Origin of the sequence: Streptomyces sp. NBC_01314 (assembly GCF_041435215.1) — a bacterium.
In the GTDB taxonomy this organism is placed as follows: Bacteria; Actinomycetota; Actinomycetes; order Streptomycetales; family Streptomycetaceae; genus Streptomyces.
In genome coordinates, this window is the sequence record NZ_CP108394.1 from 11,232,863 (window position 1) to 11,258,924 (window position 26,062).

Sequence of the window (26,062 nt, forward strand, 5' to 3'; positions counted from 1 at the left end):
CAACCCCCGCCCGCGCACCCGCCCGCCGTGCCCGCGGACATGCCAAGACCCTGGCGGCCGTCCGGGCGCAGTGGTGCCGGACGGCCCGCCAGGGTCTTCGGCGAGCGGCGCAGGGGGTGGGCGCCGCTCGCGGCCCGGGGGCTTTCGGGCGGGGCCCCGGCCAAAGGGTGGGGCCGGGGCGGGGGCGTCACCCGGGGATGAGGGGTTCGGCCCGCGGCCGGGTGCGTGGGGAAGGTCAGCTGTCGTAGGGCAGGCGCGCCCTGGCCTCCTTGGTGGCCACCGCCCACCAGCTCAGCTTGTCCCACAGGACCTTGGCGGCCGCTTCCGCGCCGGCCGGATCGATGAGGTTGCCGTCGGTGTCGAACTGCCCCCACGGCCCGTGGAAGCTGACGGCGTCGCGGACGGGGACCGCGTGCAGCTCGTTGACGATGTGGCGCAGCTGCTGGACGGCCCGCAGACCGCCGGCCAGGCCGCCGTAGCCGACGAAACCGACCGGCTTGGCGTGCCACTCGTGCTGGGTCCAGTCCAGGGCGGCCTTCAGGGCGGCGGGGAAACTGTGGTTGTACTCCGGCGTCACCACGACGAAGCCGTCCGCCGCCGACAGCCGGGCCGAGAACGCGGCGAGCAGTTCGGCGACCTCCGGTGCCGGCTCGTCGCTCAGAGCGGTGGGCAGCGGGAAGTCCGCCAGGTCGACCAGGTCCACCTCGATGTCGTCACGCTGGCCGGCGGTGCCGACGAACCAGTTCGCGATCGTGGGGCCGAAACGGCCCTTGCGCACGCTCGACAGGATCACGGCCACGCGGATGCGGTCACTAGGCATGTCAGCCCTTTCACTACGGTCAGTCCTCTCCCCACAGAAGAACAAACCCGCATGCGGGTTTCCAAGTGGTATCGAAGAAACCGATGAGACACGCGTGAGCTGCCGGCTCCGCCCGGAAGAAAAATAGGGGGCGGGCCCGGCAGCTCACGGTCGGTCGGGGTCAGTCGATGCCCTGCAGTATGTGCGGTTCGGCCAGGTCGTCCTCGTACCCGGCCAGGCGGATCGGGGCGCATCTCGCCCACACCTCCAAGAAGCCCGGGTTCCCCGACGCCGGGCAGCCCCGGCTCTCCCGCGTCGCCTCCCGGTACACCTGATGCGCAATCACCGGTGTTCTCCCTTCCCTTGGCCGGCTCGTCGGCCGGTTTGGTCAGCAGGCGGCGGTCTCGGAGCGGACCGCCGCCCTGCCCTGCCCGCCCGCCGTGGCCGCCTGCTCGGTCCTCGCGGAGCCTTCCCGGTCCGCGCCGGCGTCCTTGGCCGCCGTGAGGCTCTCGGCGAGCTGCCGGGCCAGCTCCAGCCGCCGGATCTTCGCGGTGGCGGTGCGCGGCAGGTCGGCGAGACGGCGCTGGACGGGCGCGCCCAGGGCGGGCTGGTCGGCGACGGCCGCCTGCCAGCGCTCCAGGTCCAGCGGTACATCGCCGCGGGTGCACACCACCGGCACGGGACGCTTGTCGGGGCCCGGCACGACGACGAGTTCGGTCAGCTCCTCCAGCCGGTGCAGCACCGCGTCCTCGACCTCCAGGGTGGAGTCGATCCCCTCGATGACGTCGACCTCGCGGTCGAGCAGGTGCAGACAGCCCCACCTGGTGCGGTAACCGACATCGCCGCCGCGCCACCACTCGCCGATGACCTGCTGCTCGAAGCGCTCCTGCTCGCCGTAGTACGTCAGCGCCCGCCCCGCGGTGGCCACGTCGATGTAGCCGGGGGTCTCCTTGGAGGGAGTGCCGCCCCGGGACACCAGCCGGTACTTGGTCATGCCGGGCGTGGGGTAGCCCTGGCAGCGGCCGTCCGCCTTCAGCGCGTTGCGGCGCCGGTAGGTGCGGGCGGCCAGCGGACCGCACTCGCTCTGCCCGTACACCTGGAGGAACACCGGGCTGCGCCGGTCCGAGGCGTGCAGGAACTTGTGCATCGTGCTCGGGTGGATCGCGTCGAAGGTGCTGTTGAAGTACTTGACGTTGGAGACGGGCCGGCGCGGGTCGTCCAGCATCTCCTCCCACTCCAGGAACGAGTTGGGGTGGGTCTCCAGGACACCCGGACGGTGCCTGACCAGGATGTCGGCCACGTGCGCCGGGCTGGCGTCGTTCATGAACACCATCGGCATCCCGCGCATCTGCAGCACGGCCAGCCCCAGATACATCCGCGAATGCACGTACGACACGTGCATGGCCACCGTCTCCCGCTTGCGGATGAAGGAGACGACCTTGTCCTGCCAGTTGCCGCGGGCGCCCAGTGAACGCGCCGAGTGCACCACCAGCTTGGGAATGCCGGTCGTCCCCGACGTGTGGGTCATCAGCGCCGGCTGGTCGGGGCCGAGCAGCACCGGACGGCGCTCGGCAGCGCCCGCCAGGGAGGCGAAGGAGACGGCGCCGGGGTGGGAGCCCGTGGTGGTGATGACCCGCGCGGTCAGGTCGGCCAGCGGCAGGCCGGCCAGCTCACCGGTCAGCTTCGCCTCGTCGGTCAGCACCGTGGGCCGCTCCAGGCGCTGGAGGAGCTTGCCGATGCTCTCCCCGTCCAGGTGCGGGGAGAGCATGACCGGCACCGCGCCGATCCGGGCCGCGCCGCACGCCAGCACGGTGATGTCGAAGTTCGACGTCTTGTACACGGCCACGTGCTCGCTGGGCCGCACACCGGCGGCCCACAGCCGGTTGGCCGTCTCGGCCACATGCCCGGCGAACTCCGCGACGGTCAGTTTCTGCCCCGCCGAGGGGAAGGCCGCGAGGTCGTGGTCGAGTGAGATCGGGGTGGTGCCGAACTTCTCGGCGGCGCGCTCGGAGACGACCCCGAGGTAGAGGAACTTCTTGCTCTTCGGAACCTTGAACATAAGGACTCTTCCTCTGGTGAACCGAAACACGGAATAAGAACTCCCCCCGAAAACCTCGCACACGGCATTGCCGCGGAACAGAGAAATCCCGTGAATGCGTCATCTCGTGAATCCGCCCGGAAGCAATAACGGGAAGAAGGAAAGAGGGGGGGTGGGGAATGGGGAATGGGGAAGAGGCCGGACCGTGCGGTGCACGGTCCGGCCTCTTCGGCGTCTCTTCGGCAGTCTTCTTGCCGCGGCAGTCCTCCTACAGCGACTGCCTGAGTGCCTCGGCCACCTTCATGGTGCGTACGGTCTGGTAGCCGACGGCGGCGAGGTTGTCGTCGGTGACGTTCTGCGCGAGGTGGCCGGGAATGGCCTGCAGGCCCGAAGTGGCGCTGACCCCGTAGGGGTTGCCGTTGCTCGGTGCGAGCAGGATGTCGTCGGTCACGCCGGGCGGCACGATCACGGCCCCCCAGTGGTAGAAGACGTTGCTCAGGGACAGCAGGGTGGACTCCTGGCCGCCGTGCTGGGTGCCCGTCGAGGTGAAGGCGGACATCGCCTTGTTCATCAGCCCGCGCCGGGCGTGCAGTTCGAAGGTCTGGTCGATGAAGTGCTTGAGCGGGCCGGCGAGCAGGCCGTAGCGGCCCGGAGTGCCCCAGACGACGGCGTCGGCCCAGTCCAGGTCACCGATCTCGGCCACCGCGACGTCCCGGCTGGCGGCGACGTGCTCGGTGTTCGCCTGGCTCCATTCCTTGTAGTTGGGTGCGAGCGGTTCACCGGTGATCTCCGCGACCCGGCGCAGCCGCACGTCGGCACCCGCCTTCTCCGCCGCCTCGGCAGCGGCGACAGCCAGCTTGTGGATGTTTCCGGTGGCCGAGTAATAAACGATGGCGACATTGGTCATGGACGTACTGCTCCCTCATCGGATTCGTGCCCGCGCCGTCCTTCCGGCTGCCGGTGCATGCCCCATCGTGTCGCGGGGCCCGGCCGGGCAGCGATTTCTTTCCCATAGTCCGTCAGGTACCGTCCCCCTCCCGGCGCGGTTCTCTTCCCGCAGTCCGCAGTCCGCAGTCCGCAGTCCGCAGTCCGCAGTCCGCAGTCCGCAGGCGGGGGGCGGGGGTTCAGCTGCCGCCCGTCTCCACGCCGGGCGGGTTGTCGATGATGTAGCGCCACAGTCCGTCCGGGCCGCGGCGGGCGACGTCGGTGGCGGTGCCCTCGATGTGCACCCGCTCGCCGTCCGGGCCGGCGCCGTCGATGACGAAGTCGCCGATCAGCAGGGCCGTGTCGTCGTAGACGTAGGTGTGCCGCAGGCTGATCTCGATCGGGACGCCCAGGGCCAGAAAGCTGCTGGTCGCCTGCCGGCGGCCGTCACCGCTGACCACCACGCCCGGCCGCAGCACACGGACCGCCCCGGGTTCGAAGAGCCGGTCGATGGCGGCGAGGTCCTTGGCGTTGAAGGCCTCGACAAAGGTCTGGGGCAGCGTGGCCGGGTCGCTGACTGCCATGTTCTCTCCTCAAGCGTTCTCATCAGGTGGTCGTCAGGCGGCGGCCCGGACAGGTGCGGCGGCCTTCAGGGCCGCCGCGACATGGATGGTGCGGCGGGTCTGGTAGGCGATGGCGCCGACGTTCTCGTCGTGGATGAAACCGATGCGGTTGCCGGCGACGGTGCTCGCGCCGTACGGGTTGCCGTTGTTCTTCTCGTACAGCACCGGATCGGCGGAGCCGGTGGCGACGATGACCGATCCCCAGTGGCAGACGGCGTTGTGCAGCGCGAGGATCGCGGTCACCTGGCCGCCGTGCTCGGCGGAGCCGGAGGCGAAGGCGGAGACGGCCTTGTGCAGCAGGCCGCCGTGGATCGACAGCGACGAGGTGGTGTTGATGAACTGCATCAGCTGCGGCGCGGCGAGGCCGAAGTGGACGGGTGTGCCGAGCAGCACGGCGTCGGCCCACTTCAGATCGTCCACGGACGCCTCGGGTATCTCCAGGGCGTCGGCCGCGTGCTCGTCGGAGCCGGGCCGTCCCGTGGCGGCGGTCTCCGGCACCCGGCGCAGCCGTACCTCGGCGCCCTGTTCGGCGGCGGCGTCGGCCGCGGCCCGGGCGAGCCGGTAGGTGGAACCGGTGGACGAGTAGTAGATGACGGCGACGTTGGTCATGTGGGTGGCTCCCTGGGCGTACCGGTGACTCGGGTGGCGTGCGGGGACGTTCGGCATCGTGGTCCGCCGCCCGGCACGGCGGCAACGAAGCGTCCGCGAGTGCGTCAGGTCGTGCGGGCGGCGCGCAGGACACCGGCGGTGGCGACCGCCAGAGCCGCGGCCAGGAACAGTGCCAGCGAGGAGAAGTCCGAGAAGCCGACGGCGAGCTGGGCGCCGGCGCCGGCCCCGACGTTGAGGGTGAAGCCGTACACCGCGATCGCGGTGGTCTGAGCGGCCCCGGCCCGGGCGCCGACGCTCTGGATGAGTGCCGGACCGAGCGTGGAGAACCCCGCCATGAACGCGAACAGGGCGGCCCCCAGGGCGAGGGCGCTGTCGGCGCCGCCCGCCGCGGCCAGCATCGCGGCGGTGGTGACCACCAGGGCCCCGCCCGCACGGCGCGGTGCGGAGAGCCGGCTCAGGGCGGGGGCGAGCAGCACGGCGATCAGCAGCGCCGGCAGGGCGCTGGCGCGCAGCGCCAGCAGGGCCGGGCCGTCGTCGGCCATGCCCGCGGGACCGTGCAGCTGGACACCGGTGTAGGCGGCGGTCAGGCTCGCCGCGCCGACCATGATGACCAGGTACAGCGTGATCATCCGGCCGCCGAGGACGCTCCGCAGACCCGACCCCGACCCCGTACTCGTGCCTGTGCCTGTGCCTGTGTCCGTGGTGCCCGCGTCCCCGCGCTCCCCGGGCAGCAGCACACGCCAGGACACGGCGGCACCGGCCAGCAGCAGGGGCACGGTCCCCCAGAACACCCATTTCCAGCCGAGCAGCGACGCCACGAGCTGGGCCTCGGCCTGGCCGATCACCACGGTGGCGCCCATACAGGCGGAGACCACGGTCAGGGCCAGGGAGACCCGGTGCGGGGCCATGCGGGCATGCAGATACGCGTACGACATGGGGATGAACGAGCCCGCGAACAGCCCCTGCAGGGCGCGCAGGGCGACTCCGGTGCCCAGGGACGTCACCAGCGGCAGCAGGGCGGTGACGACGGTCATGGCCAGGACGCTCATGACCATGACGGTGCGCCGTCCCCAGCGGGTGGCCAGCGGGCCGCTGACGAGCGAGCCCGCCGCGTGGGCGAAGGCGAACGCCGTCGTCGACAGCGCCGCCGACTCCGTCCGCACGCCCCAGGCGGCGGCGAGTTCGGGCATGAGCGGAATGGTGACGTACATCTGGCCGACCACGAGCACGCCCATGAGGGACACGGTCGTCACGGTCGCGGCGAACGGTGCTGTCCGTGACGTCGCCGAAGGCGCTTCGGCAACCGATAATTTCGACATACACCGATCCTGCGGGGGGTGTCACCGGCCCGGCAATCGAACGGCCCGCTATGCGTCAAGTCCCCCGCGCCCGGCAGGAGACGGCCCTGCGGAAAACGCCGAACCCCCGCACCCGCGGGGGAACGAACGGGGCGAGGGGACGGCGTCCGGCGCACCCGGTGGGGTGCGCCGGGGCAGCGGGGTCACACCTGAGCGGTCTGCGGCTCCTCGCTCGCGGCGGTCGCGGCCGAACCTCCGGCCACGGCCCGCCCCTTGGCCGGCTTCTGCAGGCCCAGGGAGATCAGCGCGGTCAGCGCGATACCGACCGCGGCGATGAACACCGCGGTGCGCAGACCGTCGTTGGTGGCCGCGCGCAGCGCCTCGCCCTGCAGGCCTTCCAGACCGGAGTTGGCGACGGCGACCAGGACGGCGAGACCGACCGCACCGCCGATCTGCTGCGTGGTGGAGGCCATACCGGAGGCGATGCCCTGCTCCATCGGGTCCACACCGACCGTGGCGGCGCCGAACATCAGGGTGTAGCCGGCGCCCTGGCCCAGGCCCAGGACGACCATGCCGGGGATCAGGGAGACGTAGGAGCCGTCGGTCGCCAGGGTCAGGCCGACGATCACCGTGCCGACCAGACCCACCAGCAGGCTGGCGATCATGATGGCGCGCAGACCGAACTTCGTGGCCAGACGGCCGGCGCTCTGCGCGCCGATGGAGATGGCGACCATGGGCACCAGGAACGCCAGCCCCGTCTCCAGCGCGTTGTAGCCGTGCACGCCCTGGAAGTAGACGGTCAGGAAGTACAGCAGGGAGCCGAAGGTCGCCATGTAGAAGAAGGTGACCGCCGCGCCGGTGCTCAGGTTCCGGTTGCCGAACAGCCGCAGCGGCATCAGCGGGTCCTTGCTGTTCTTCTCGATGACGAAGAACGCGGCCAGCAGCGCGGCGCCCAGCACGAGCGCGCCGACGATGACCGACGAGCCCCAGCCCGACTCCGGGCCCTGCACCAGGGCGAAGACGACGGAGGTGGTGCCGACGGTGGCGGTGAGCGCGCCGGCCAGGTCGAAGGAGCGGCCCGAGCTGCTCAGGGTGTCGCGGGAGATCAGCGGGAAGGCGAACAGGATGGCGATGACGGCGAGGGGAACGTTGACGTAGAAGACGGACTCCCAGCCGAACGCCTCGGTCAGCACACCGCCCAGCAGCGAGCCCAGGATCATGCCGGAACCGCCGGCCGTGCCCCACACGGCGAAGGCGCGGTTGCGCTCCTTGCCCTCGGCGAACTTGGTGGACACCAGCGTCAGCGTCGCGGGGAAGAGGAACGCGCCGCCGATGCCCTGCACCGCCCGGGCCGCCATCAGCACGGCAGGCTCGGTGGCCAGGCCGCCGGCCAGCGAGGACACCCCGTACAGGGCCAGCCCGAGGACGAAGATACGGCGCGGCCCCCACAGGTCGCAGGCCCGGCCGCCGAGCAGCAGGAACCCGCCGAAGGCGACCGCGTAGGCGCTGATCACCCACTGCAGGGTCTGGGAGGTGAACCCGAGAGCGTCACCGATCTCGGGGAGCGCGACGTACACGATGTTGTAGTCGATGGAGATGATCAGCTGGGCGAACGCCAGCAGAGCCAGGAGGAGTCCGGTGCGCCGGCGTGGTGCCTCGAGGACGGCGCCTGTGGCCGAAGACGGCATGACTGTGCCTTTCACTACGGGTCGGAAAAGAGAGGGGGGCGCGCGGGGGCGCCGCACCGGGAACGGACAGCCCGGCGCGTGGTGCGGGGGGTGCGCTCAGTCCTGGTCGAACCAGTTGCGTACGTGGTGTGGTGCTGCGGGGTCCATCCGGCGCACGGTGTCCGCCAGTTCGGCGATCGTCCGGCCCGCGAGCCGGTGCCGCCAGGCCAGTTCCGCGCCGGCGAAGGCCTGGGCCACGGTGCACGGGGTGCGGTGTCCGGCCGTGCCGGCAATCTGGCCGGCCGGGCCGTTGTGGCGTATTCCCGTGCACACGAAGGCCTGTGCCGCACCGTCGATGGCCGTGGCCACGTCCATCAGGCTGATGCCGTCCGGCTCCCGGCCGAGCCGGTATCCGCCGCGGGGGCCGGACCGGGACGAGACGATGCCGGCTCGTCCCAGCGCGTTCATCTGCTTGTTCAGGTAGGCCGGCGGCAGATCGTGGAACGCTGCGAGTCTGGCCGCCGGCACCACCTTGTCAGGAGAGAGCCAGGACAGGTTGATGCAGCAGTGCACCGCCCATTCCACGCCCTCTCTCAGCTTCATGTCCTGGACATTACGCATCGACGATGTCCGCGGTGAAGGCCACGCTTCTTTTAATGTCAGGTCGCCTCCGGCGTGGCCGCCCGGGCTGTCAGGGACGCTTTCAGCTCGGCCTCCAGACGGCCCAGGTCCGCCGTGTGGCCGTGCGCGGCGATGTGTCCGTCCGGCCGCACCAGCCAGTAGCCCGCACGGCGGCAGCCGGTGGCCGGGGCGCTCTCCGGGCGGCGCAGCACCACCGTGCGCAGCAGCTGTCCGTAGCGGGCGCTGATGTGCCCGGCCTCGGTGCGCCAGGTGTCCGAGGGCGGGGCGAGGACCAGGGTCCAGGCGTGGGGGTCGGTGCCGGGGCCGCTGATGCCGTGGGCGAGGGCGGCGCGGCGCGGGAAGACCGCGCCCTGTTTCGGTCCGCCCGGTATCCGGCCCAGGACCCGGCAGCCGGCCGGCCCGGAGGGCCGCTGGGTGTCACGCGCCGGCGGGTAGGCCAGACGCCGTCCGGCCATCACCGGCGTGTAGTACCGCGACACCACACCGCTGCGGTCGAACAGTTTGAAGACGGTGTCCCGGGCGAGGACCTTGGCCGGGCTGCGGGCCACCCAGGCGCGGGTCTGCAGGTCGGTGTCGCGCACGATCTGGCGGGTGGCCTCGGAACGCTCGGTGCCGTAACTGGCGAGCAGAGCGGCGGGTGAGGTGCCGCGGATGACGGCGGCCAGCTTCCAGCCGAGGTTCTGGGCGTCCTGCAGGCCGTTGTTCATGCCCTGGCCGCCGGCCGGGCTGTGCACGTGCGCGGCGTCGCCGGCCAGGAAGACGCGCCCCACGCTGAAGTCGGAGGCGTGACGGGCGTGCACGCGGAAGACGGCCTGCCACACCGCCTCGGTCAGCCGCACCCCGCGGGGCCCCCGCTCGTCGAGGATCTCCTGCATCAGCTCCAGGGAGACCTCACGCCGGCCCTTGGGCATGACGGACAGGAAGCGGTGGACGCCGCCGGGCATCGGCACCACCACCAGGGCCCCGCCGGCCGCCTGGTAGAACAGGCACTCGTCGGGCGGAAGGTCCCCCTCGGTCCGCGCGTCGACGAGCGCGAACGCCATCTCGTAGGTACTGCCCGAAAAGCCGACGCCGAGCTGGCCGCGGACCGCGCTGCCGGCCCCGTCGGCGCCGACCACGTAGGGCGCCCGGATGCGGCTGACGCTGCCGTCGGCCAGCTCCACGACGGCCGTGACGCCGTCGGTGGCGGCGAGGTCGCCGGAGAAGTCCACGCCTTCCAGGGCCAGCAGCCGCACCCCGCGCTCCACCTTGCCGCCGAGTTCGGCCAGCCGCTCGGCGAGCAGGCGCTCGGTCACGTGCTGCGGCAGCACCCGGCAGGCGGTGTCCTCGTCGAGGGGGAAGGAGGCGAGCGGTTCACGCTCGGAGAAGTAACTGAGCCGGTTGATGCGCAGGGACTCGCGGTGGACGGCGCCGGCGAGCCCGGCGTCCTGGAGGATGTCCAGGGCGCGGGGCCACACCGACAGTGCCTTCGGTGTCATCGATGCGGCCTCGGCACGGTCGATGACCCGCACCCGTATGCCGCGGCGCAGCAGTTCCACGGCGGTCAGCAGGCCGGTGGGTCCGCCGCCGACGACGAGTACGTCGATGTCGGGCGGCCCGGTGGTGATCTCGCTCATCGCTTTTCAGTCCGTCCGCACGCCGGCGGTGACGCCTCCGGCGGGCCGGTCGGGCAGCCGGTCCAGGTGGATGCCGAAGAACTTCTCGTAGGCCTCGAGCGCCTCGCTCTCGCCTTCGAGGGTGTGCTTGGAGCGCTCCGCGCCCGCGACCATGCTGATCTGGCTGTTGCCCTTGAGCGTGACCAGGCCGTCGGGGGTGCGGATGGAGCAGAACAGGCCCTGCAGGAACGAGGAGTCGGGCGAGGTGCGGTACCACCACAGGGTCGGGGCGAAGTCGGCGATCTGCACCGGCCGGTCCGCGACCCGGTACAGGGGCTTGCCGCCGAGGTACACGTCGACGGCGCCCTCGCCGGCGTCGTGCAGCTGGTAGTCGCCGTGCGGGTCGTGCTGCACCTCGCGGGAGGCCAGGTTCAGCGGGAAGCGGCTGTTGCGGCCGAAGCCGACGTCGACCAGCCAGTCCTGGCTGTCGGCCCTGACCCGGAGCGCCAGGTGCCCCAGGAAGGGGCCGAGCCCGTCGGGGCGGTGCACCCAGCCCGGCAGGATGTCGAGTTCGTAGCCCAGCGACGTCAGCAGGAACGCCAGGGCGGGGTTGACTTCGTAGCAGCCGCCGCCCCGCTTCCTGCGGACGATCTTCTCCAGGACGCGTTCGTCCATGAAGATGTCTTCCCCGAGGTGGTAGTCGAGGTTCTCGAAGGGGACCGACAGGATATGGCGCTCCATCAGGTGGCGGAGCCCTGCCAGGTCGGCGCGGTGCGGCCGGTCCGCTTCGATCCGGCGCAGATAGTCGTCCATGATGCCGTCCAACATCACCGTCTCCTTAGACGTGCGGGGTGCTGTGTGAGGGGTGGTTGCGCTGCCAGCGCAGCAGCGACAGGCCCATGGCCATGCCGCCGCCGAAACCGGCCAGCAGGATGAGGTTTCCGTCGCTCAGCCGTCCCGAGCGGGCCGCGAGGTCGAGGGTGACCGGGATCGAGGCGGCTCCGGTGTTGCCGAAGTCCTCGTAGCTGAACCGTGTGCGGCCGGCCGGGACACCGAGCGAGGCCGAAAGGTCCTCGAGCATGCGCCCGTTGGCCTGGTGCGGCACGAAGTGGTCGAGGTCGCCGATGCGGAAGCCCGCGTCGCCGACGAAGGCTGCGATGGCCGGGGCGACCGTCGAGTCGACGAACTCGCGCACACCGCGCCCGTTCATGGTGAAGTAGTGCAGACCCTCGGCGAGGGTCTGGGGGGTCGCCGGCAGACGGCTGCCGCCGGCCGGCACCTCGATCAGGTCGCGTTCGGCGCCGAACCCCGCCAGCTGCCCGGCCAGCAGACCGCGGCCGGGCCGGGCCGGGCCCAGCACCACCGCTCCGGCTCCGTCCCCGAAGAGGATGGCGGTGCGCCGGTCGGCGGGATCCAGGATGCGGGAGTAGATGTCCGCGCCGATGACCAGCGCGTACGGGGAGTCGGAGCCCGCGAGGATGTTCGCGGCCGCGTTCAGCGCGAAGACGAAGCCGCTGCAGACGGCGTTGACGTCGAAGGCGGCGGGCCCGTGGCCCGCGCCGAGGCCGTCGGCCACCACACAGGCGGTGGGCGGCTGCGGCGAGTCGGGCGTCGACGTCGCGACAATGATCAGCGAGAGGTCCGCGGCGGTGATGCCGGCGGCTTCCAGCGCGGCCCGGCCCGCGGCGACGGCCAGGTCGGACGTCGCCTCATCGGCTTTGGCCCGGCGCCTGTTGCGTATGCCGGTCTTGCGGTGGATCCATTCGTCGCTGACTCCGGCGGCGGCGGCGACCTCGTCGTTGCCGACCACATGGGAGGGCAGACAGGAACCCGTGCCCAGGATCGCGATGCCGGCGGGCCTGCGGGTCGAGCGGGCCGTACCCGTGGTGATCATGTGTGATCCTTCCGTGAGAGTTCGGTCCTCCCGCAGCAGATGGTCCCCAGGGCGCCCGGCCGGGGGCAAAGCCCGGCCGCCGAACCCGTCAGGTCGCGGGGGGAGTACGTCAGATGGCGGCCGGCCGGTGCGCCGGCCGGCCGCCGGGAACCCGGGTCAGTCGGCCACTGCCAGGCGGGAGCCGGCCAGGAGATGGCGCACCAGGTCGCCGGTGATCCCGACCCCGTTCTGGGTCAGCACGGACTCCGGATGGAACTGCATCGACGCGAACCGCGCGCCGCGCAGCGCGTGCACCTCGAGGCTGCCCGTGTCCCGGGCGATCTCCACGACCCCGGCCGCGTCCGTCTCCGTCTTGTCCTCGCCGCTCACGGCCGCGAACGTGTTGTAGAAGCCGACCCGTTCGCGCCGCCCGAACAGATCGATGTCACGCTGGACGCCCTGGTTGGGGACGGCTCTGCGCCGCAGGTCCAGGCCCAGGCGGCGGCTGAGGACCTGGTGGCTGAGGCAGATCGCCAGGAACGGCCGCTGTTCCTCGAGCAGTCTGGTGATCGTGCGGTCCAGGTGGGCGATCTTGGGGTGGGAGAGATCGCCCGGGTCGCCGGGGCCCGGGCCCATCACCACCAGATCGTGGCCGGCGAGCCGGTAGGGCTCGTCGAACCGTTTCACCGTCACCTGCAGCCCGAGGGAGTGCAGCTGGTGCCCGATCATCGAGGTGAAGGTGTCCTCCGCGTCGACCACGAGAACCCGCAGCCCGGGCGGCAGCGGCTGCTCGGCGGCGGGCGGGCCGCCCGCGAGCCAGAACCCGGCGATGCTCTCGTTGCGCTGCTCCAGCGCCCTGCGCACCTCGGGGTGGGCGGCGAACCGGGCCGGGCCCTGACCCTCCAGCGCGGCGAGCAGCCCGGCGGCCTTGGCCCGGGTCTCGGCCACCTCCGACAGCGGATCGGAGTGGCGCACCAGCGTCGCTCCGACACCGACGCGCACCCGCCCGGCGGCGTCGATGTCGGCGGTGCGGATACAGATCGCGGAGTCCAGGGCGTAGCCGCCCGCCGCGTCGCGGCCCATCAGGGCGACCACGCCGCTGTAGTAGCCGCGCCCGCTGGGCTCGTAGCGGCCGATGACCCGGCAGGCGCTCTCCAGCGGCGAACCGGTGACCGTCGGCGCGAACATCGTCTCGCGCAGGACCTCCCGCGGGTCGATGGCGGTGCGTCCTTCGATGAAGTACTCGGTATGGGCCAGGCGGGCCATCTCCTTGAGGAAGGGACCGCTCACCCGGCCGCCGTCCGGGCAGATCCGGGCCATCATCTTCAGTTCCTCGTCCACCACCATGTACAGCTCGTCGGTCTCCTTGCGGTCGGCGAGGAAGTCCATCACCTCGGGCAGGGTGGGGCCGGAGGCCGGGTAGCGGTAGGTGCCGGAGATCGGGTTCATCACGGCCGTGCCGTCCTGCACGCTGATGTGCCGCTCGGGTGTGGCACCGACCAGGGTGCGGGTGCCGGTGTGCACGACGAACGTCCAGTACGCGCCCTTCTCGCGCTCCAGGAGCCGCTTGAACAGGGTCAGGGCGCTGCGCGGGGAGTAGTCGCCGATGTCGAGGGTGAAGGTCCGCTTGATGACGAAGTTCGCGCCCTCGCCGGTGCCGATCTCGTCGGCGATGACGCGGCGGACGGTCTCGGCGTAGGCGTCGTCGTCCACGTCGAAGTGGCCGCCCGAGGTGCGCATGCTCTCCTCGGGCAGCTGTGCGAGCACGGTGCCCAGGCCGGCGCTCTCCTGCCGGGTGACGCTGAGGGCCACCAGGGGAGTGCCGTCGTCGTGGGCGGCGAAACCCCGCTCGGTGATCTGCCGGTAGGGCACGAGGGCGAGCACGTCGTGGCGGGGGCCGTCCGCGCCGCCGGGCTCGGGCAGCGGGATGTCGGAGAGGGTTTTGGGGTGCGACACCTCGCCGACGAGGATGTCGACCAGTCCGGGACCGTTCGCCTCGGGCCGGTGCAGCAGAGCGAACGGCCCGGGCTCGGGGCCGAGGATCTTCTCCAGCAGAGCGCCTTTCGGCGGCCCCTCGGGGCGGGCGCCGGTCATGACAGGGCCTCCTTGGCGGTGGTGAGGACCGCGCAGCGCGCGGCCGCGTACTCCAGGGCCATCCGGTGGTGGCTCTCGGAGAAGTCGGCGACGGCGTCGGCGACCACGAACGTCTCGATGTCGTGGCTGAACGCCTCCACGGCCGTGATGAGCACGCCGACGTGGGCGTAGACCCCGCAGACCAGAAGCTGGTCACGCCCGTGGAAACGCATCCGGGTGAGCAGGTCGGTGCGGTGGAAGGCGCTGTAGCGCCACTTGGTCACCAGCCAGTCCCCCTCTGCGGGGGCGAGGGCGTCGACCACGGCACGGTCGGCCGGGGCGGGACGCATGCCCGGCCCCCAGAAGTCCTTGAGCAGGCCCCGCTGCTGGGCGCTCATGCCGCCGGGCTGGGCGGTGTAGGCGACGGGGATGCCGAGTCGGGCGCACTGCTCACGCACATGGGCCGCGTTCTCCACGACCTGGCTGCGCAGCGGCTCGGGAAACGGCTCGAGGAAGTAGCGCTGCATGTCGTGGACGAGGAGCACCGCGCGCGCCGGGTCCACGCTCCACGGTGCGGTGTTCGCCGGCAGCTGTGACGAGGAAGGCAGGGGGTACGACTCGATGGTCGGAAGTCCGGCCATGGTGGTCTCGGTTCCTTTCTCCGCACGGTGTGCCGCCCGCCGCGCCGCATGACGCGGCCGCGGCGGGGCGGTTCCGTGCTCCGGTACAGGGCTAGGCGCCGAGCGCCGCGCCGCCGTCGACGGTCAGGGTGTGCAGGGTGATGTGGGACGCCTGGTCGGACAGGAGGAAGGCGACGGCCCGCGCGACGTCGCCCGGCTGGGCGAGCTTGCCCAGCGGGATGCCGACACGGAAGGCGTCGAGGTTCCCGGCGACGGTGGCCCGCGGACCGGAGTCGTCCTGCCACATGGAGCTGAGCATCGGGGTGTCGGTGGAGCCGGGGGCGACGATGTTGCAGCGGATACCGTGCCGGGCCACCTCCAGGCCCAGGCTCTTGGTGAACATCTCCGCCGCCGCCTTGGACGCCGCGTACGCCGCCATGCCGGTCCGGGGGGTGGCGGCGGCGTTGGAGGCCACGGTGACCACGGCCCCGCGGCCGCGCGGCACCATCCGGGCCACGACGGCGCGCGAGAGATGGAAGACACCCGTGGTGTTGACGGCGAAGGTGCTGTTCCAGTCGTCGTCGCTGAAGGTGCTCACCTCGCCCAGGCGCAGGACCCCCGCCGCGTTGACGAGATAGTCGATGGGACCCAGGCGCGCCTCGATGTCGGCGACGACCTCCTCCACCGCCCGGCTGTCGGTCACGTCCGCCGGGAACGGCGCCACCGGCAGCCCGTCCGCGCCCAGTTTCTCGATCATCTCGCCCAGCAGGGCGGCATCGCGGTCGACCGCGGCCACCGCGGTGCCCTGTTCACCCAGGACACGGGCGACGGCCGCGCCGATGCCGCCGGCGGCTCCGGTGACCAGCGCCAGTCTGTTCTCCATGTCGTGCCTCTCCTTCACATGCCGTGCGGGCAGGGGCTGTTCGGTGCGGCGGCTCACGACTGCCAGGCGGACACCACGGAGATGCCCTGGCTGACGTTGAGCCGCGGGTCGCACAGGCTCTGGTAGGCGTCACCGACGAGGCCGGCCGCCCCCGCGTCGCTGACGCACTCCATGACCGCGTCCGGTGTCGTCTCCAGGTGCAGGCCGCCGGCGACGCCGCCGCCCGCGGTCACCGCGTGGTGGAAGGCGACGACCTCGCGCTCGGCCGCCTCCACGTAGCGGGTCTTGAACCCTCCCGGGGTGGTGACGGTGTTGCCGTGCAGCGGGTCGGTCAGCCAGATCACCGGGTGGCCCGCCCTGCGTACGGCCTCGACCAGCGGAGGCAGGGCGTCGGCCACCGCGTCGGCGCCCATGCGGGCGATGAGGGTGAGCCGTCCCGGCTCGCGCCGCGGGTCCAGACGCCGGCACAGATCCAGCAGTTCCTCCGGGGTGATGCCCGGGCCGACCTTGCAGGCCACCGGGTTGACCACGCCGGTGAGCAGGGCGACATGCGCGCCCTCGGGCTGCCGGGTGCGCTCTCCGATCCACGGCCAGTGCGTCGAGGACAGCACCAGCCCGTCGGCCTCGTGCCGCAGCAGGGGGACCTCGTAGTCGAGCAGCAGCGCCTCATGGCTGGTCCAGACAGCGGGGTCGATGAGGTCCGTGCCGCGGGCGCGGTGCCAGTTCAGGTGGTGCATGATCTCGTCGGCCGCCATGTACCCGGTCAGCAGCCGCAACGGGTCGGGGCGGCGTCCCTCGGGGGTGGGCTCGGGGTTGTTGACCATGTGACCGCGGTAGACGGGCAGTTCGACGCCGCCGATCAGCTCGGTCGGCTTCGAGCGCGGCTTGCCGAACTGTCCCGCGATGCGGCCCACCCGGATCACGGGCTTGCCGGTGACCAGCCGCAGCGCCCCGGCCAGCAGGTCGAGCACGGCCGCCTTGCGCGCGACATGCTCGGCGGTGCATTCGTCGGGGTCCTCGGCGCAGTCCCCGGCCTGCACCACCAGGGCCTCGCCGGCCGCCACCCGGGCCAGATGGCCGCGCAGGGCACGGACGTCGTCCGCGCGTACCAGCGCGGGCCGGCTCGCCAGATCCGAGCGGACCCGGCTCACCTGCGCCGGGTCGTCCCAGACCGGCTGCTGAGGGGCGATCTTCCATTCGAGGTCGAGCAGGGGAAAGTCCACGGATGTCTCCAGACAAGGAATACGGACGGTGGGAAAAAAAACGCGGCATGGCTGCCGCGGCGTACGGAATCGGGGAGAAGGCCCAAGGGCCCGGCCAGGACGGCACGGACGGGCCGGGTCAGAGACCGGGCGTCCAGCCCACCGCGTCCCAGAACCCGAGCTGGGCGAGCTTGGGGGTGTGCCTGACCTCGGCGATGCCAGGGCCGCCCAGGACCAGGGTGCTGGGCGCGTCGGGAGTGAACGGCGGCCAGCCGGGAGTGTTCGGGGTGCTGGGCACAGAGGTACGGGCGAAGGCCGCCACGGCGTCCATGAAAATGTCGGACAGCAGCCTCTCCACGGGGCCCGCACCGAGAACGGGCGCGAACTGCGGGAGTCGGTGGGTGCCGAACATGAACGGTGAGGTCGCCTCGTGCGGGGTGCCGAAGTGCGGCGCCAGCGCCGGATGCGCGAACTCCATGGCGTACAGCGGGCCGGCACCCGCACGGGCATGGCGCTCGGCGAACCGGACGATCTGGTGCCTGAACAGCGCGTCACCCCAGATCTCCGTCCACAGCGACAGCGGATCGCCGGGCAGCGCGGCGTCCCGCGCGGCATCCCGGTAGGCGAGGATGCACGCGTCGGCGAGATCGTCGCCCGCCTCCGGCCGCACCAGCCGCACCACATCGCGCACCGCCCCTCGCAGAGCGGCGGCGTCCCGCGGCGCGGGCAGGGGCTGCGGGGAGGCGGGCCCGGTGTAGAAGGAGCCCTCGGTGCTGGTGTGGATCGACAGCACGGGCACGCCGGGAGCCGGCAGCGCGTGGTCGGGCCCGGGCATGGTGCGACCGTCGACGACCGGCCCCCTGTACCAGCGTCCGCTGGCGACGATCCGGTCCTCGGGAGGCGGCGCGAAGATCTCCTCCCAGGCCGCGGCGAGCGCGGCGGCCGGCACCTCGCGCAGGCCGGCGACGGTGGTGCCCAGCCGGCGGGCGACGGCCCGGTAGGCGCTGCGGGAGTCCTCGGGTGTGAGCGAGGTCGCCGGCGGCGTGACATGGCTGGGACTGATCGACACGATGCGCCGGATCAGGCCGCGCAGGCCGGGCAGCAGGGCGAGCTGCCAGGCGCTGGCACCGCCCGCGGAGGTACCGCACACGGTGATGTTGTCCGGGTCCCCGCCGAAGGCGGCCGCGTTGGCGCGCACCCAGCGCAGCAGCGCCTGCTGGTCCTGCAGGCCCCAGTTGGCGAAGTCACCGCTCAGCGGATCGGTGAGGTCCTCGTGCAGGCCGAACCCCAGGACGCCGAGCCGGTAGTTGAAGGTGACCACGACCATGTCCGCGCGGGCGGCCAGCCGGGCCCCGTCGTAGGCGGGCATGCTGCCCGCACCGGCCTGCCAGCCGCCGCCGTGGATGTACACCATCACGGGCCTGCTGCCGCCGGTGTTGGGCGTCCACACGTTGGCGTACAGCGAGTCCTCACTGTGGGGCGGCACCGGCCGGCTGGGTATGCGGCTCTGGAAGGAGACGTCGGCGAAGCGCACGGCCTCGCGCACTTCGCGCCAGGGCACGGGCGGTCGGGGGGAGGCGAAGCGCAGTTCGCCCAGCGGCGGCCTGGCGTAGGGGATGCCGCGGAAGGCGGCGATCCGGCCGGCGCGTTCACCGGCCACCGGCCCGGCCGACGTGCGCACGACGACCCGGGAGCCGGTCGCGGCGCGGGCCGGGGGGCCGTCGGCGGTGACGGCGTGCGCCTTTCTCCGCCCGTCGGCGGCCTGCGGCTGGACGGTCATGTGAACTCCTCGGCACGGGGACGGGCTGTCCGCAGATCGTGTGCCGGGGGTTCAGAACTCGCCAAAGGACGTTCGGACAATCCGTCAGCTGCCCTGCGCAGTCCGTCAGCTCGGTGGGCCGGGTGGCCGCCGAGCTGACACAGGGGGCGGGCGGACGGCTGACAGACCAGGTCCTCGTCCGTACACTGCGCCGTTCTCCATGCTCACGCACAGGCCCGCGTGCATGGCCGCGCGCATGCCTGTGCGCATGGCTACGCGGATGCCTGCGTCACCTCCGCGGCCTCGGTCACCGGCTCGGCCGTGCCGGACAGCACCGCGACGGCGTGGGCGGCCGAGGCGAGGGTGGCGTGCCGGTGCCAGCCGCTGAAGGAACGGCCGGAATAGTCTCTTATGCCCACCCGTTCGGCGATCTGGGCGAAGTCCTGGTTCACCCGCTGGGGCAGCTTGCTCAGCCGCAGCAGCTGGGAGGGGTGCAGGTCGGTGATGTTGGTCAGCCACAGTTCGGCCGGCCAGCGCCCGCCGTTGTCGCCGACGCCGAACAGCACCAGGTCACGGCACCAGGACGGGCGGCGGGCGGTGCGGCGCGGAAGCCGCACACGGACCGTCGCGGTCAGGCCCGCGTGCACGGTGCGACCGCCCGGGCCGGGCCGGCGCTGGATGACCGGCTGGCGCAGCGGCCGGGCCATCAGCATGAGCTGATGCGCCGTCATCTCCGCGTCGGCGGCGGCACGGGGCAGTCCCGCGTCGGCGGCGGCCAGCCGCAGGTTGGCACTGACCCGTAACAGCATCGGCGCACCCGCGCTCTGCAGCCCGCGCACCGTGCCCGCCACGTCGGACTGGCGGGCGTCCATCAGCGCGGGGCGCACCGGCAGGCCCCAGTCCCGGGTGATGCCGAGGTAGGCCTCCACACAGCACTGGTCCATCGACTCGGGCAGCACCGTCTCCGGGATCGCCGCCTGCCGGCGCCGGGTCTTGTCGTCCAGCCAGGTGTCGGGCAGGTGCAGGCGCCAGTTGATCGGGCTGCTGTGCTCCTCGGAGACCGCCCACACCCCCACGGCCTGCTGGGCGTTCATGATCTGGCCGCGGTGCGGGCAGAAGCGCCGGTCCACCCCCACCGAACTGTCGCCGGCCTTGGGTATCACCATCGGCTGCAGCAGATAGGCGCGGGCGGGGGAGACCTCCTCCAGATGCCGGGCCAGGGCACGGCGGACCGGGCCCCAGTCCCAGGTGGAGCCGCTGATGAAGTGGTGCAGGCTCTGCTCGGCCGCCTCCCCGCCGAACAGCGAGGAGATGTTCCGGATCGACTTGCGTCCCTCGACACCGAGCAGGCCCTGCACGTACTCCATGCCCCTGCGCCGCTGGTCGCTGCGCGGCAGGGACCCGAAGAGCACCGTGCTCAGCTCCCGCAGCACGCTGTCCCGGGTCGCTTCCCGCACCGGGTAGGACAGCTCCCCGTCCGTGGTGCTCCTGTGCAGCCTGGTCTGCATCCCATCCCACCTCGCCACTCGGTCGACCGGGCCCCGTTGGTCCGGCCGCGACCCGCGTCTGTGCGGTTGCGCCTGCGGCAGCCGTACTCGTGTGGTCCCGACTGCCTGCTGAGGCAGCCTGTGATCAGGCGTCCAAGGGGGGACCAAGGCCGGGGAAACGCGCAGGCCGAAGACGTTTCGACGGGCTCTGCGAGGACCCGGCCGCGGGCGGGCAGGACGCGGGGAACGGCACGGGGCGGGCAGTGACCGCCCGGCCGGACGGTGCGGGGGAGGTGCGGGGGAACAGGGCCACAGCGAGGCCGGGCGGACCGGGCGGGCCGGGCACAGGGAGCACCGGCAGGGCCCCGCGAGCGGTACGCGCCCGCCGTGCCGCCCGTGCCGCCGGACCGCCGTGCCGCCCGTGCCGCCGGACCGCCGTGCCGCCGCCGGACCGCCCGCCCGCCGGCGGGCCGGCTGCCCGGCCGAGGATCCGGCCGCCCGTCTCCGCCCCGCCCCGGCATCCCTGCGCAGGCCGTCGCGCCGCCCGGGCATCGTCCGTCCCGGCTGTCCTGGCCGTCCCGACCATCCCGTCCGTCCCGGCTGTCCGGGGGGACGGTGCTCTCCCCGTGACCGTCCCCGTGACCGGTCCCCGTGACCGCGGGCGGGGCCCCGGGAAACGAGGGCCGGCGCTGTGCGGCGCCGCCGGGAGCCCGCCGGGCACAGCCGGTTCCTCCCTCGCCCCGGTTACGCGGCCGGCCGGGGAGCACCGCAGTGGCAGCAGGATTCGCGGTGCCGTCCGGGGGGCTCCTCGCCCGGCTGCCGGGGCGACGGCGAGGAGCGCCCCGGCGGGGACGGATCGCCGCACCGGATGCGCCGGCCGGGTTCTGCCGGGGTGAGCTCGACCTCCAGCCCCGCGGGCACCATCAGCCAGCGGGGCGGGAGAACCTCGTCCTCGAAACGCATACCGCCTCCTCACTCGGGTCCCGCCGTGAGGCGGGACCACGCCCGTGACGGCCTGTCAGGTGGCCGTCACGGCCAGCGTCCGCCCGGCCGATCCAGGCCGGGTGAAGCCGTGTCCAAGGTGCTGGCCGGCGCGGGCCGGGCCCGGAACCGGAATTCGTCAGCCTGCCGCGGTCAGCACCCCGGAGACGGAACGGCTGCCGAGGCCGCCGCGGTCGCCGCCGGGCAGAACGCGCAGTTCGGCGTTGTCGAAGGACGGCAGGGACAGCCGGATCAGATCCGGCACCCGGAACATGAGAGCCGGGGAACCGGACTGGTCCGCCCTGACCACCACGTGATGGTCGAGCAGCTGGCCCACCAGGGAGTCGCCGTCCCAGGAACTGCCGCCCAGGAGCCGGCGGGCCCGTGTCATGTCGAAGGGAGCCGCTCCGGCGCCCGCCAGCAGTGTGAGCGCCCGGCGCAGGGCGCCGGGCAGCCGGGCGATCGCTCCGGCCGCCCGGGCCAGCACGTCGCAGGCCTCGTCGTGCAGTTCCGCCGCCAGGCGGCCCTCGTCCCTCAGCCCGAGGGCGAGGTCGTCGAGCGTCCACATCGGGCGCGCCGCGAACTTCTCACCCACGGCACGCAGGGAGAGCGGGAAGTTGCCCATCAGGCGCGTGACGTCCCCGAGGACGTCACCGGCGCTGACGCGCTCCGCCCCGGCCACCCGGGTGAAGAACGCGGCGGCGTCGTCGGCCGACAGCGCCCCCAGGGCCATCGCCCGGGCGCCGGGCAGACCGGGCAGGCGGACCCGGGAGGTCACCAGTGCCAGGCTGCGGCCGTCCGCCGGCAGCAGCGGGAGCACCTGGTCGGTGCCGGCCGCGTCGTCCAGCAGGACCAGCAGCGACCGGCCGGCACTGAAGGACCGGAACATGCCCGCCAGGTCGTCGGCGTTCTTGGGCAGCGTGGCCGGATCCATGCCGCAGTCCCGCAGCAGGGTGTGCAGGACGTCGTCCGCCCGTCTGGGGCGGTCCGCGCCGTCGTGCAGCCGGGCGTGGAGCGCGCCGTCGGGGAACCGGTCGGCCATACGGTGCGCGGCGTGCACGGCCAGGGCGCTCTTGCCCACACCGGCCGCTCCCAGGACCACCACCACCCGGGGTCCTGCGGACCACACGGCGCGGGCCGTGTCCCCCGCGTCCGCGTCCGTGTCCGCGCCGGTGAGGCAGGAGAGCTGCGTCAGTTCCGCGACGCGTCCGGTGAAGTCCGGGGTGTCCAGCGGCAGCCGGCCGCCGACCGGCACCGCCACAGGGACCGGCGCCGGCGCGGCGGCACCGGCGGGGGAGGGGGCACCGGCCGGTGCCGTGCCCGCCACGACGACGGCGGCCGGCTGCGGCAGCGCTTCGTTGAGAACGTCCTGCTGCAGTCTCTGCAGCCGCTCGGACGGCTCGATGCCGAGTTCGTCGACGAGCCGGCGGCGCAGCCGGGTGAACGCGTCCAGTGCCGTGGCGCGCTGCCCGGAGCGGTGCGCGGCGAGCATGAGCTGGGCGGCGAACTCCTCGTGGAAGGGATGGTCCGCGGTGAGCTGGTGCAGTTCCCCCACCAGCGCGCGGTGGCGGCCCAGTTGCAGGTCGGCCGTGATGCGCAGCTCCAGCGCGCCGAGCCGTGAGTCGGCGATCTGCGCGATCTGCGCCGCCAGGAGCGGTCCGGCGTCCAGTCCGGCGAACGGTTCGCCCCGCCACAGCCCGAGCGCCTGGCGCAGCAGGTGCGCCGAGGCACGGGGATCACCCTCGCTCAGCGCGGTGCGCGCGCGCACGACCCCGTGCTCGAACTCCCACAGGTCCAGCTCCCCCGGCCGCAGGTCGATGCGGTAGCCGCCGGGACCGGTGCGCACCCGGTCGCCGGCATCCCCGGGGCACTTGAGGGCCTTGCGTATCTGGTACACGTACGTCTGGACGGTCTTGCGGGCCAGGCGGGGCGGGTCGAACTCCCACAGTTCCCCGATCAGGGCCGAGGTCGACACCAGACGGTTGGCGCTCAGCAGCAGCACGGCCAGCGCGCGCCGGGCCATGGGCGCGGTGGGTGTGCGGTCCTCGCCCTGGGCGCGGACCTCCAGCGGGCCGAGCACCCGTGTGCGCAGCGCACCGCCGCCGGTGCCGGCCGGTACGGAGTCGTTCATGGCGTCCTCTTCCTGGCGGGCTGCGCCGGGCGGGCCTCATGAGGGCCGGCCGGGGTGCGCGGATCGAAGTGGTTCCTGTCCGGCCGCGGCCCGGGTGCGCCGCCGGGGCCCGCGTCGCGTGTCTCGTACCAGTGCCGCATGCGGGAGCGGCGGAGCTTTCCGATACCGGTCCTGGGGACGTCCTGGGCGCGCACCGGCACGACCTGGTCGATGTGCAGGCCGAGGCGGTCGGTGACCTGCGCGCGGATCAGGGCCGCGGCCCTGGTCCGCGGGGTGCCGGGCCGCGGGTGGTAGAAGACGGCGAGTTCCTCCTTCTCGGGGCCGGTGACCGGGCAGGCCACCGTGTGGGTGGGTGCGACGAAGTCCAGTTCCTCCACCGCGGCCTCGATCTCGTGGCTGTGGCAGCGCACACCGGCGCGCTCGATGAGGTCGTCGGCCCGGCCGGTGACGGTGAGGACGCCGTCCTCGACGAAGGCCAGGTCCCCGGTGCGGAACCAGCCGTCGGCGGTGAAGGCGCGGCGCGTGTGGTCGAGGTCGTCGAGGTAGCCGCGGGTGACCGAGGCCCCGTGGACCTGGAGGTGGCCCAAGGTGCCCGCCGGGACGGGCTCGTCCCGCTCGTCGACGCAGCGCACCGCGGTGCCGGGCTGGGGCCGGCCGGCCGGGACGTACCGTGTGTGGCCGCCGTCCAGGTCGGACAGCCGGCAGTCGACGACGCCCGACGCCGTCTCGGACATGCCCCAGCCGGGGAACATCGCGTCCGGCGGCAGGCGGAAGGGGGCGAGCAGCTCCATGAAACGCCGCACCACCGGGGCGTGCACGGCCTGTCCGCCGTTCATGATGCGGCGCAGCCCGCTCAGGTCCCAGTCCTGGCCGGGCAGCCGGTGCGCCTGGTCGTTGACGAGGGACAGGGCGAAGTTGGGGGCCCAGGTGGTGCAGGCCCGGTGACGGCCGGCGAGGGTGAGCCAGCGCAGCGGGTCGGCGAGGACAAGTTCCGGGCGGGCGTGCACCTGGTGCGCCCCGAGGAACACGTCGCGCAGATGGAACAGCAGCAGCCCGCCGGCGTGGTCGAGCGGCATCCAGTTGAGGGTGCGGGTCGTGGCGCCGAGGCCGCCCGCGCGGGCCGTCGCGGCGCTGCGGCTGAGGATGTTGTGGTGGGTGAGCATCACGGCCTTGGGCGTGCTGGTGGAGCCCGAGGTGAGCAGCAGGACGGCGAGGTCGTCCGGGCGGGAGGGGTGGCGGCGGTGCTCGGGGTGCTCGGCGCGCAACTGGTGCGGGTGGCCCAGCCAGGAGGTGGCCCAGCCGGGGTGGGTGCGGGTGCGCGCGGCGAGGGGCTGGTCCGGCCCGGTGACGGTGTAGGGCCTGCCGTAGCGGTGCCAGACCGCGTCCAGCAGGCCGGGGGCGGCGGCCCGGGCCGCGGGTGTGGCGCCGGTGCCGACGGGCAGGGGGACGAAGCCGCCCAGCACGCAGGCCCAGAAGGTGGCCAGCAGGTCCGGCTGGTGGGCGACGTGCACGATGACCCGGTCCCCGGGTCTCACTCCCGCCGCCCGCATCCCGGCCGTCAGCCGGCCTGCCTCCCGCAGCAGCCGTCCGTAGCTCCAGCGTGTTTCGCCGCCGTCGGTGCCGATGAAGCACAGGCCCCGGGCGCCGGAGGCGGCCGCGGCCCGCAGGAGCGCCGTGCCGAGCGTGGCGCACTTCGGGCGGGGGGCGGGTCCGCCGTCCAGCAGTGAGATCGCGCGGGAGGTCATCGGGTGCCACGCTCCCTGCGGTAGTCCCGGGGCGTGGTGCCGTAGCGGTCGCGGAAGAGCCGGCTGAAGTGGGACGCCCCGTACAGTCCGGCCCGTTCCCCGATCAGCGCGACGGGCAGGTGGTCCAGGGCGGGGTCGGCGAGTTCGGCCCGGCAGCGGGCCAGCCGCTCGTCGCGTATCCAGCGGGCGGGGCTGAGGCCGTACTCCTGGAAGACCTTCTGCAGGTAGCGCAGGGAGACGTTGTGCTCGCGGGCGATGCTCACCGGGCTGAGGCCGGGCTCCGCCAGCTGCCGGCGGACGTAGGCCTGGATGTGCAGCATCAGTGTCTGCCGGGCGATCTGCGGGTCGTCGGCGACCTCGCGCATGCGTTCGGCGAAGAGCGCCGCGGTCAGCCCGACGACGCTGCCGCCGAGCAGGTCGACGGCGGTCTGCACCTGACTGCCGTGCCGGCCGAGCCCTTCCAGCAGTGAGGACAGCAGGGCGGCCAGCCCCTCGGCGCCCGACCAGGCACGGGCCGTGACCCGTTCGGCCTCCGGCGCGGTCAGTCCCACCAGCCGGTGGGTGACCATCACGTCCACCAGCCGGTAGTTCTCGGGCATGACGACCTTGTACGGGCGGGTGCTGTCGTAGCAGAGGAGCTGGGGGGCGCGCACGGCCGCGTGCCGGCCGTCCTGGACCACCCAGAGGGAGCCGGTCAGCGGCCGGCACACCCGCAGGAAGCCCGCGGCCCGCGGGTCGATCTGCCGGGCCGGGCGCACCAGTTCCCCGGGGCCGCCTTTCACCAGGGACACCCGCACCTCGCCGAACTGGTGGGTGCGCGTCGTGCCGTCGAGCGGTTCGTCGTGTTCCCTGACGATCTGCACGCCCCCGCGTCCGGCGGTCGAGGGGCCGTTGCCGGACGCCGGGAGGGCGGCGCGCACCGGCTTGGGTTCGTCGAGGCGTAACACCGCGTCAACCTCCATCCATGCGTCGGGACGGAGTCGGCCGCCGGGCGGCCGGTCCGTCGCCCCCATGTAAACATACCCGCATGCCGGTATCCTAGTTGCATCGGAGGATTCGATGCGACGCGGTGTCCTGCGGGTGCGCCACGCAAAGGGCTGCGACGGAGGCCGG

Annotated in this window: 21 protein-coding genes; all 21 read right to left on the reverse strand. The window is 72.9% G+C overall.

All coding sequences use genetic code 11. The features are described 5' to 3' along the window. Window positions 1-235: 235 nt before the first annotated feature. Complete coding sequence (locus tag OG622_RS49710; RefSeq protein ID WP_371572215.1) at window positions 236-820, reverse strand: NADPH-dependent FMN reductase; 585 nt, start codon at window positions 818-820, stop codon at window positions 236-238. Window positions 821-980: 160 nt separating this feature from the next. Beyond that, complete coding sequence (locus tag OG622_RS49715; RefSeq protein ID WP_371584462.1) at window positions 981-1,145, reverse strand: hypothetical protein; 165 nt, start codon at window positions 1,143-1,145, stop codon at window positions 981-983. Between the two features lie 42 nt (window positions 1,146-1,187). Next, window positions 1,188-2,858, reverse strand: coding sequence for a class I adenylate-forming enzyme family protein (locus OG622_RS49720; RefSeq protein ID WP_371572213.1), 1,671 nt, complete (start codon window positions 2,856-2,858; stop codon window positions 1,188-1,190). 247 nt (window positions 2,859-3,105) lie between these two features. Continuing rightward, window positions 3,106-3,744, reverse strand: coding sequence for an NAD(P)H-dependent oxidoreductase (locus OG622_RS49725; RefSeq protein WP_371572211.1), 639 nt, complete (start codon window positions 3,742-3,744; stop codon window positions 3,106-3,108). Between the two features lie 217 nt (window positions 3,745-3,961). Further along, entirely contained in the window at window positions 3,962-4,345 is a 384-nt protein-coding gene (locus OG622_RS49730) for a DUF4440 domain-containing protein (RefSeq protein WP_371572209.1), read from the reverse strand. Window positions 4,346-4,378: 33 nt separating this feature from the next. Continuing rightward, window positions 4,379-4,993 (reverse strand): NAD(P)H-dependent oxidoreductase, encoded by a 615-nt coding sequence (locus OG622_RS49735; RefSeq protein WP_371572208.1) that lies wholly within the window; start codon window positions 4,991-4,993, stop codon window positions 4,379-4,381. Between the two features lie 104 nt (window positions 4,994-5,097). Next, on the reverse strand, window positions 5,098-6,246 hold the full coding sequence (locus tag OG622_RS49740) for an MFS transporter (protein ID WP_371572206.1): 1,149 nt from the start codon (window positions 6,244-6,246) through the stop codon (window positions 5,098-5,100). A 248-nt stretch (window positions 6,247-6,494) separates the two neighbouring features. After that, window positions 6,495-7,979, reverse strand: a complete 1,485-nt coding sequence (locus OG622_RS49745; RefSeq protein ID WP_371572204.1) for an MFS transporter — start codon at window positions 7,977-7,979, stop codon at window positions 6,495-6,497. A gap of 96 nt (window positions 7,980-8,075) precedes the next feature. Further along, window positions 8,076-8,561 (reverse strand): Rrf2 family transcriptional regulator, encoded by a 486-nt coding sequence (locus OG622_RS49750; RefSeq protein WP_371572202.1) that lies wholly within the window; start codon window positions 8,559-8,561, stop codon window positions 8,076-8,078. 56 nt (window positions 8,562-8,617) lie between these two features. Then, the gene (locus OG622_RS49755) at window positions 8,618-10,216 is read right to left on the reverse strand and encodes an FAD-dependent oxidoreductase (RefSeq protein WP_371572201.1); all 1,599 of its coding nucleotides are present in this window, start codon (window positions 10,214-10,216) and stop codon (window positions 8,618-8,620) included. Window positions 10,217-10,222: 6 nt separating this feature from the next. Next, entirely contained in the window at window positions 10,223-11,023 is an 801-nt protein-coding gene (locus tag OG622_RS49760; RefSeq protein WP_371572200.1) for an arylamine N-acetyltransferase, read from the reverse strand. A 10-nt stretch (window positions 11,024-11,033) separates the two neighbouring features. Then, window positions 11,034-12,089 (reverse strand): 3-oxoacyl-ACP synthase III family protein, encoded by a 1,056-nt coding sequence (locus OG622_RS49765; protein ID WP_371572199.1) that lies wholly within the window; start codon window positions 12,087-12,089, stop codon window positions 11,034-11,036. A 156-nt stretch (window positions 12,090-12,245) separates the two neighbouring features. Further along, window positions 12,246-14,162, reverse strand: coding sequence for an anthranilate synthase family protein (locus OG622_RS49770; protein WP_371572198.1), 1,917 nt, complete (start codon window positions 14,160-14,162; stop codon window positions 12,246-12,248). Then, window positions 14,159-14,782 carry an isochorismatase family protein gene (locus tag OG622_RS49775; RefSeq protein ID WP_371572197.1) on the reverse strand — a complete coding sequence of 208 codons (624 nt, stop codon included), beginning with the start codon at window positions 14,780-14,782 and terminating at the stop codon, window positions 14,159-14,161. The genes OG622_RS49770 and OG622_RS49775 overlap by 4 nt, the downstream gene beginning before the upstream one ends. Before the next feature lie 91 nt (window positions 14,783-14,873). Beyond that, window positions 14,874-15,644 carry a 2,3-dihydro-2,3-dihydroxybenzoate dehydrogenase gene (locus tag OG622_RS49780; RefSeq protein ID WP_371572196.1) on the reverse strand — a complete coding sequence of 257 codons (771 nt, stop codon included), beginning with the start codon at window positions 15,642-15,644 and terminating at the stop codon, window positions 14,874-14,876. A gap of 53 nt (window positions 15,645-15,697) precedes the next feature. Beyond that, on the reverse strand, window positions 15,698-16,867 hold the full coding sequence (locus tag OG622_RS49785) for a 3-deoxy-7-phosphoheptulonate synthase (RefSeq protein WP_371572195.1): 1,170 nt from the start codon (window positions 16,865-16,867) through the stop codon (window positions 15,698-15,700). Between the two features lie 118 nt (window positions 16,868-16,985). Further along, the gene (locus tag OG622_RS49790; protein WP_371572194.1) at window positions 16,986-18,626 is read right to left on the reverse strand and encodes a carboxylesterase/lipase family protein; all 1,641 of its coding nucleotides are present in this window, start codon (window positions 18,624-18,626) and stop codon (window positions 16,986-16,988) included. 251 nt (window positions 18,627-18,877) lie between these two features. Beyond that, window positions 18,878-20,113, reverse strand: a complete 1,236-nt coding sequence (locus OG622_RS49795; protein ID WP_371572193.1) for an IS701 family transposase — start codon at window positions 20,111-20,113, stop codon at window positions 18,878-18,880. Window positions 20,114-21,212: 1,099 nt separating this feature from the next. Beyond that, window positions 21,213-23,204 (reverse strand): BTAD domain-containing putative transcriptional regulator, encoded by a 1,992-nt coding sequence (locus OG622_RS49800; RefSeq protein ID WP_371572192.1) that lies wholly within the window; start codon window positions 23,202-23,204, stop codon window positions 21,213-21,215. Next, window positions 23,201-24,949, reverse strand: coding sequence for an AMP-binding protein (locus OG622_RS49805; protein WP_371572191.1), 1,749 nt, complete (start codon window positions 24,947-24,949; stop codon window positions 23,201-23,203). Before OG622_RS49805 ends, OG622_RS49800 begins: the two co-directional genes overlap by 4 nt. Continuing rightward, window positions 24,946-25,896 carry a helix-turn-helix domain-containing protein gene (locus OG622_RS49810; RefSeq protein ID WP_371572190.1) on the reverse strand — a complete coding sequence of 317 codons (951 nt, stop codon included), beginning with the start codon at window positions 25,894-25,896 and terminating at the stop codon, window positions 24,946-24,948. Before OG622_RS49810 ends, OG622_RS49805 begins: the two co-directional genes overlap by 4 nt. Window positions 25,897-26,062 lie beyond the last annotated feature (166 nt).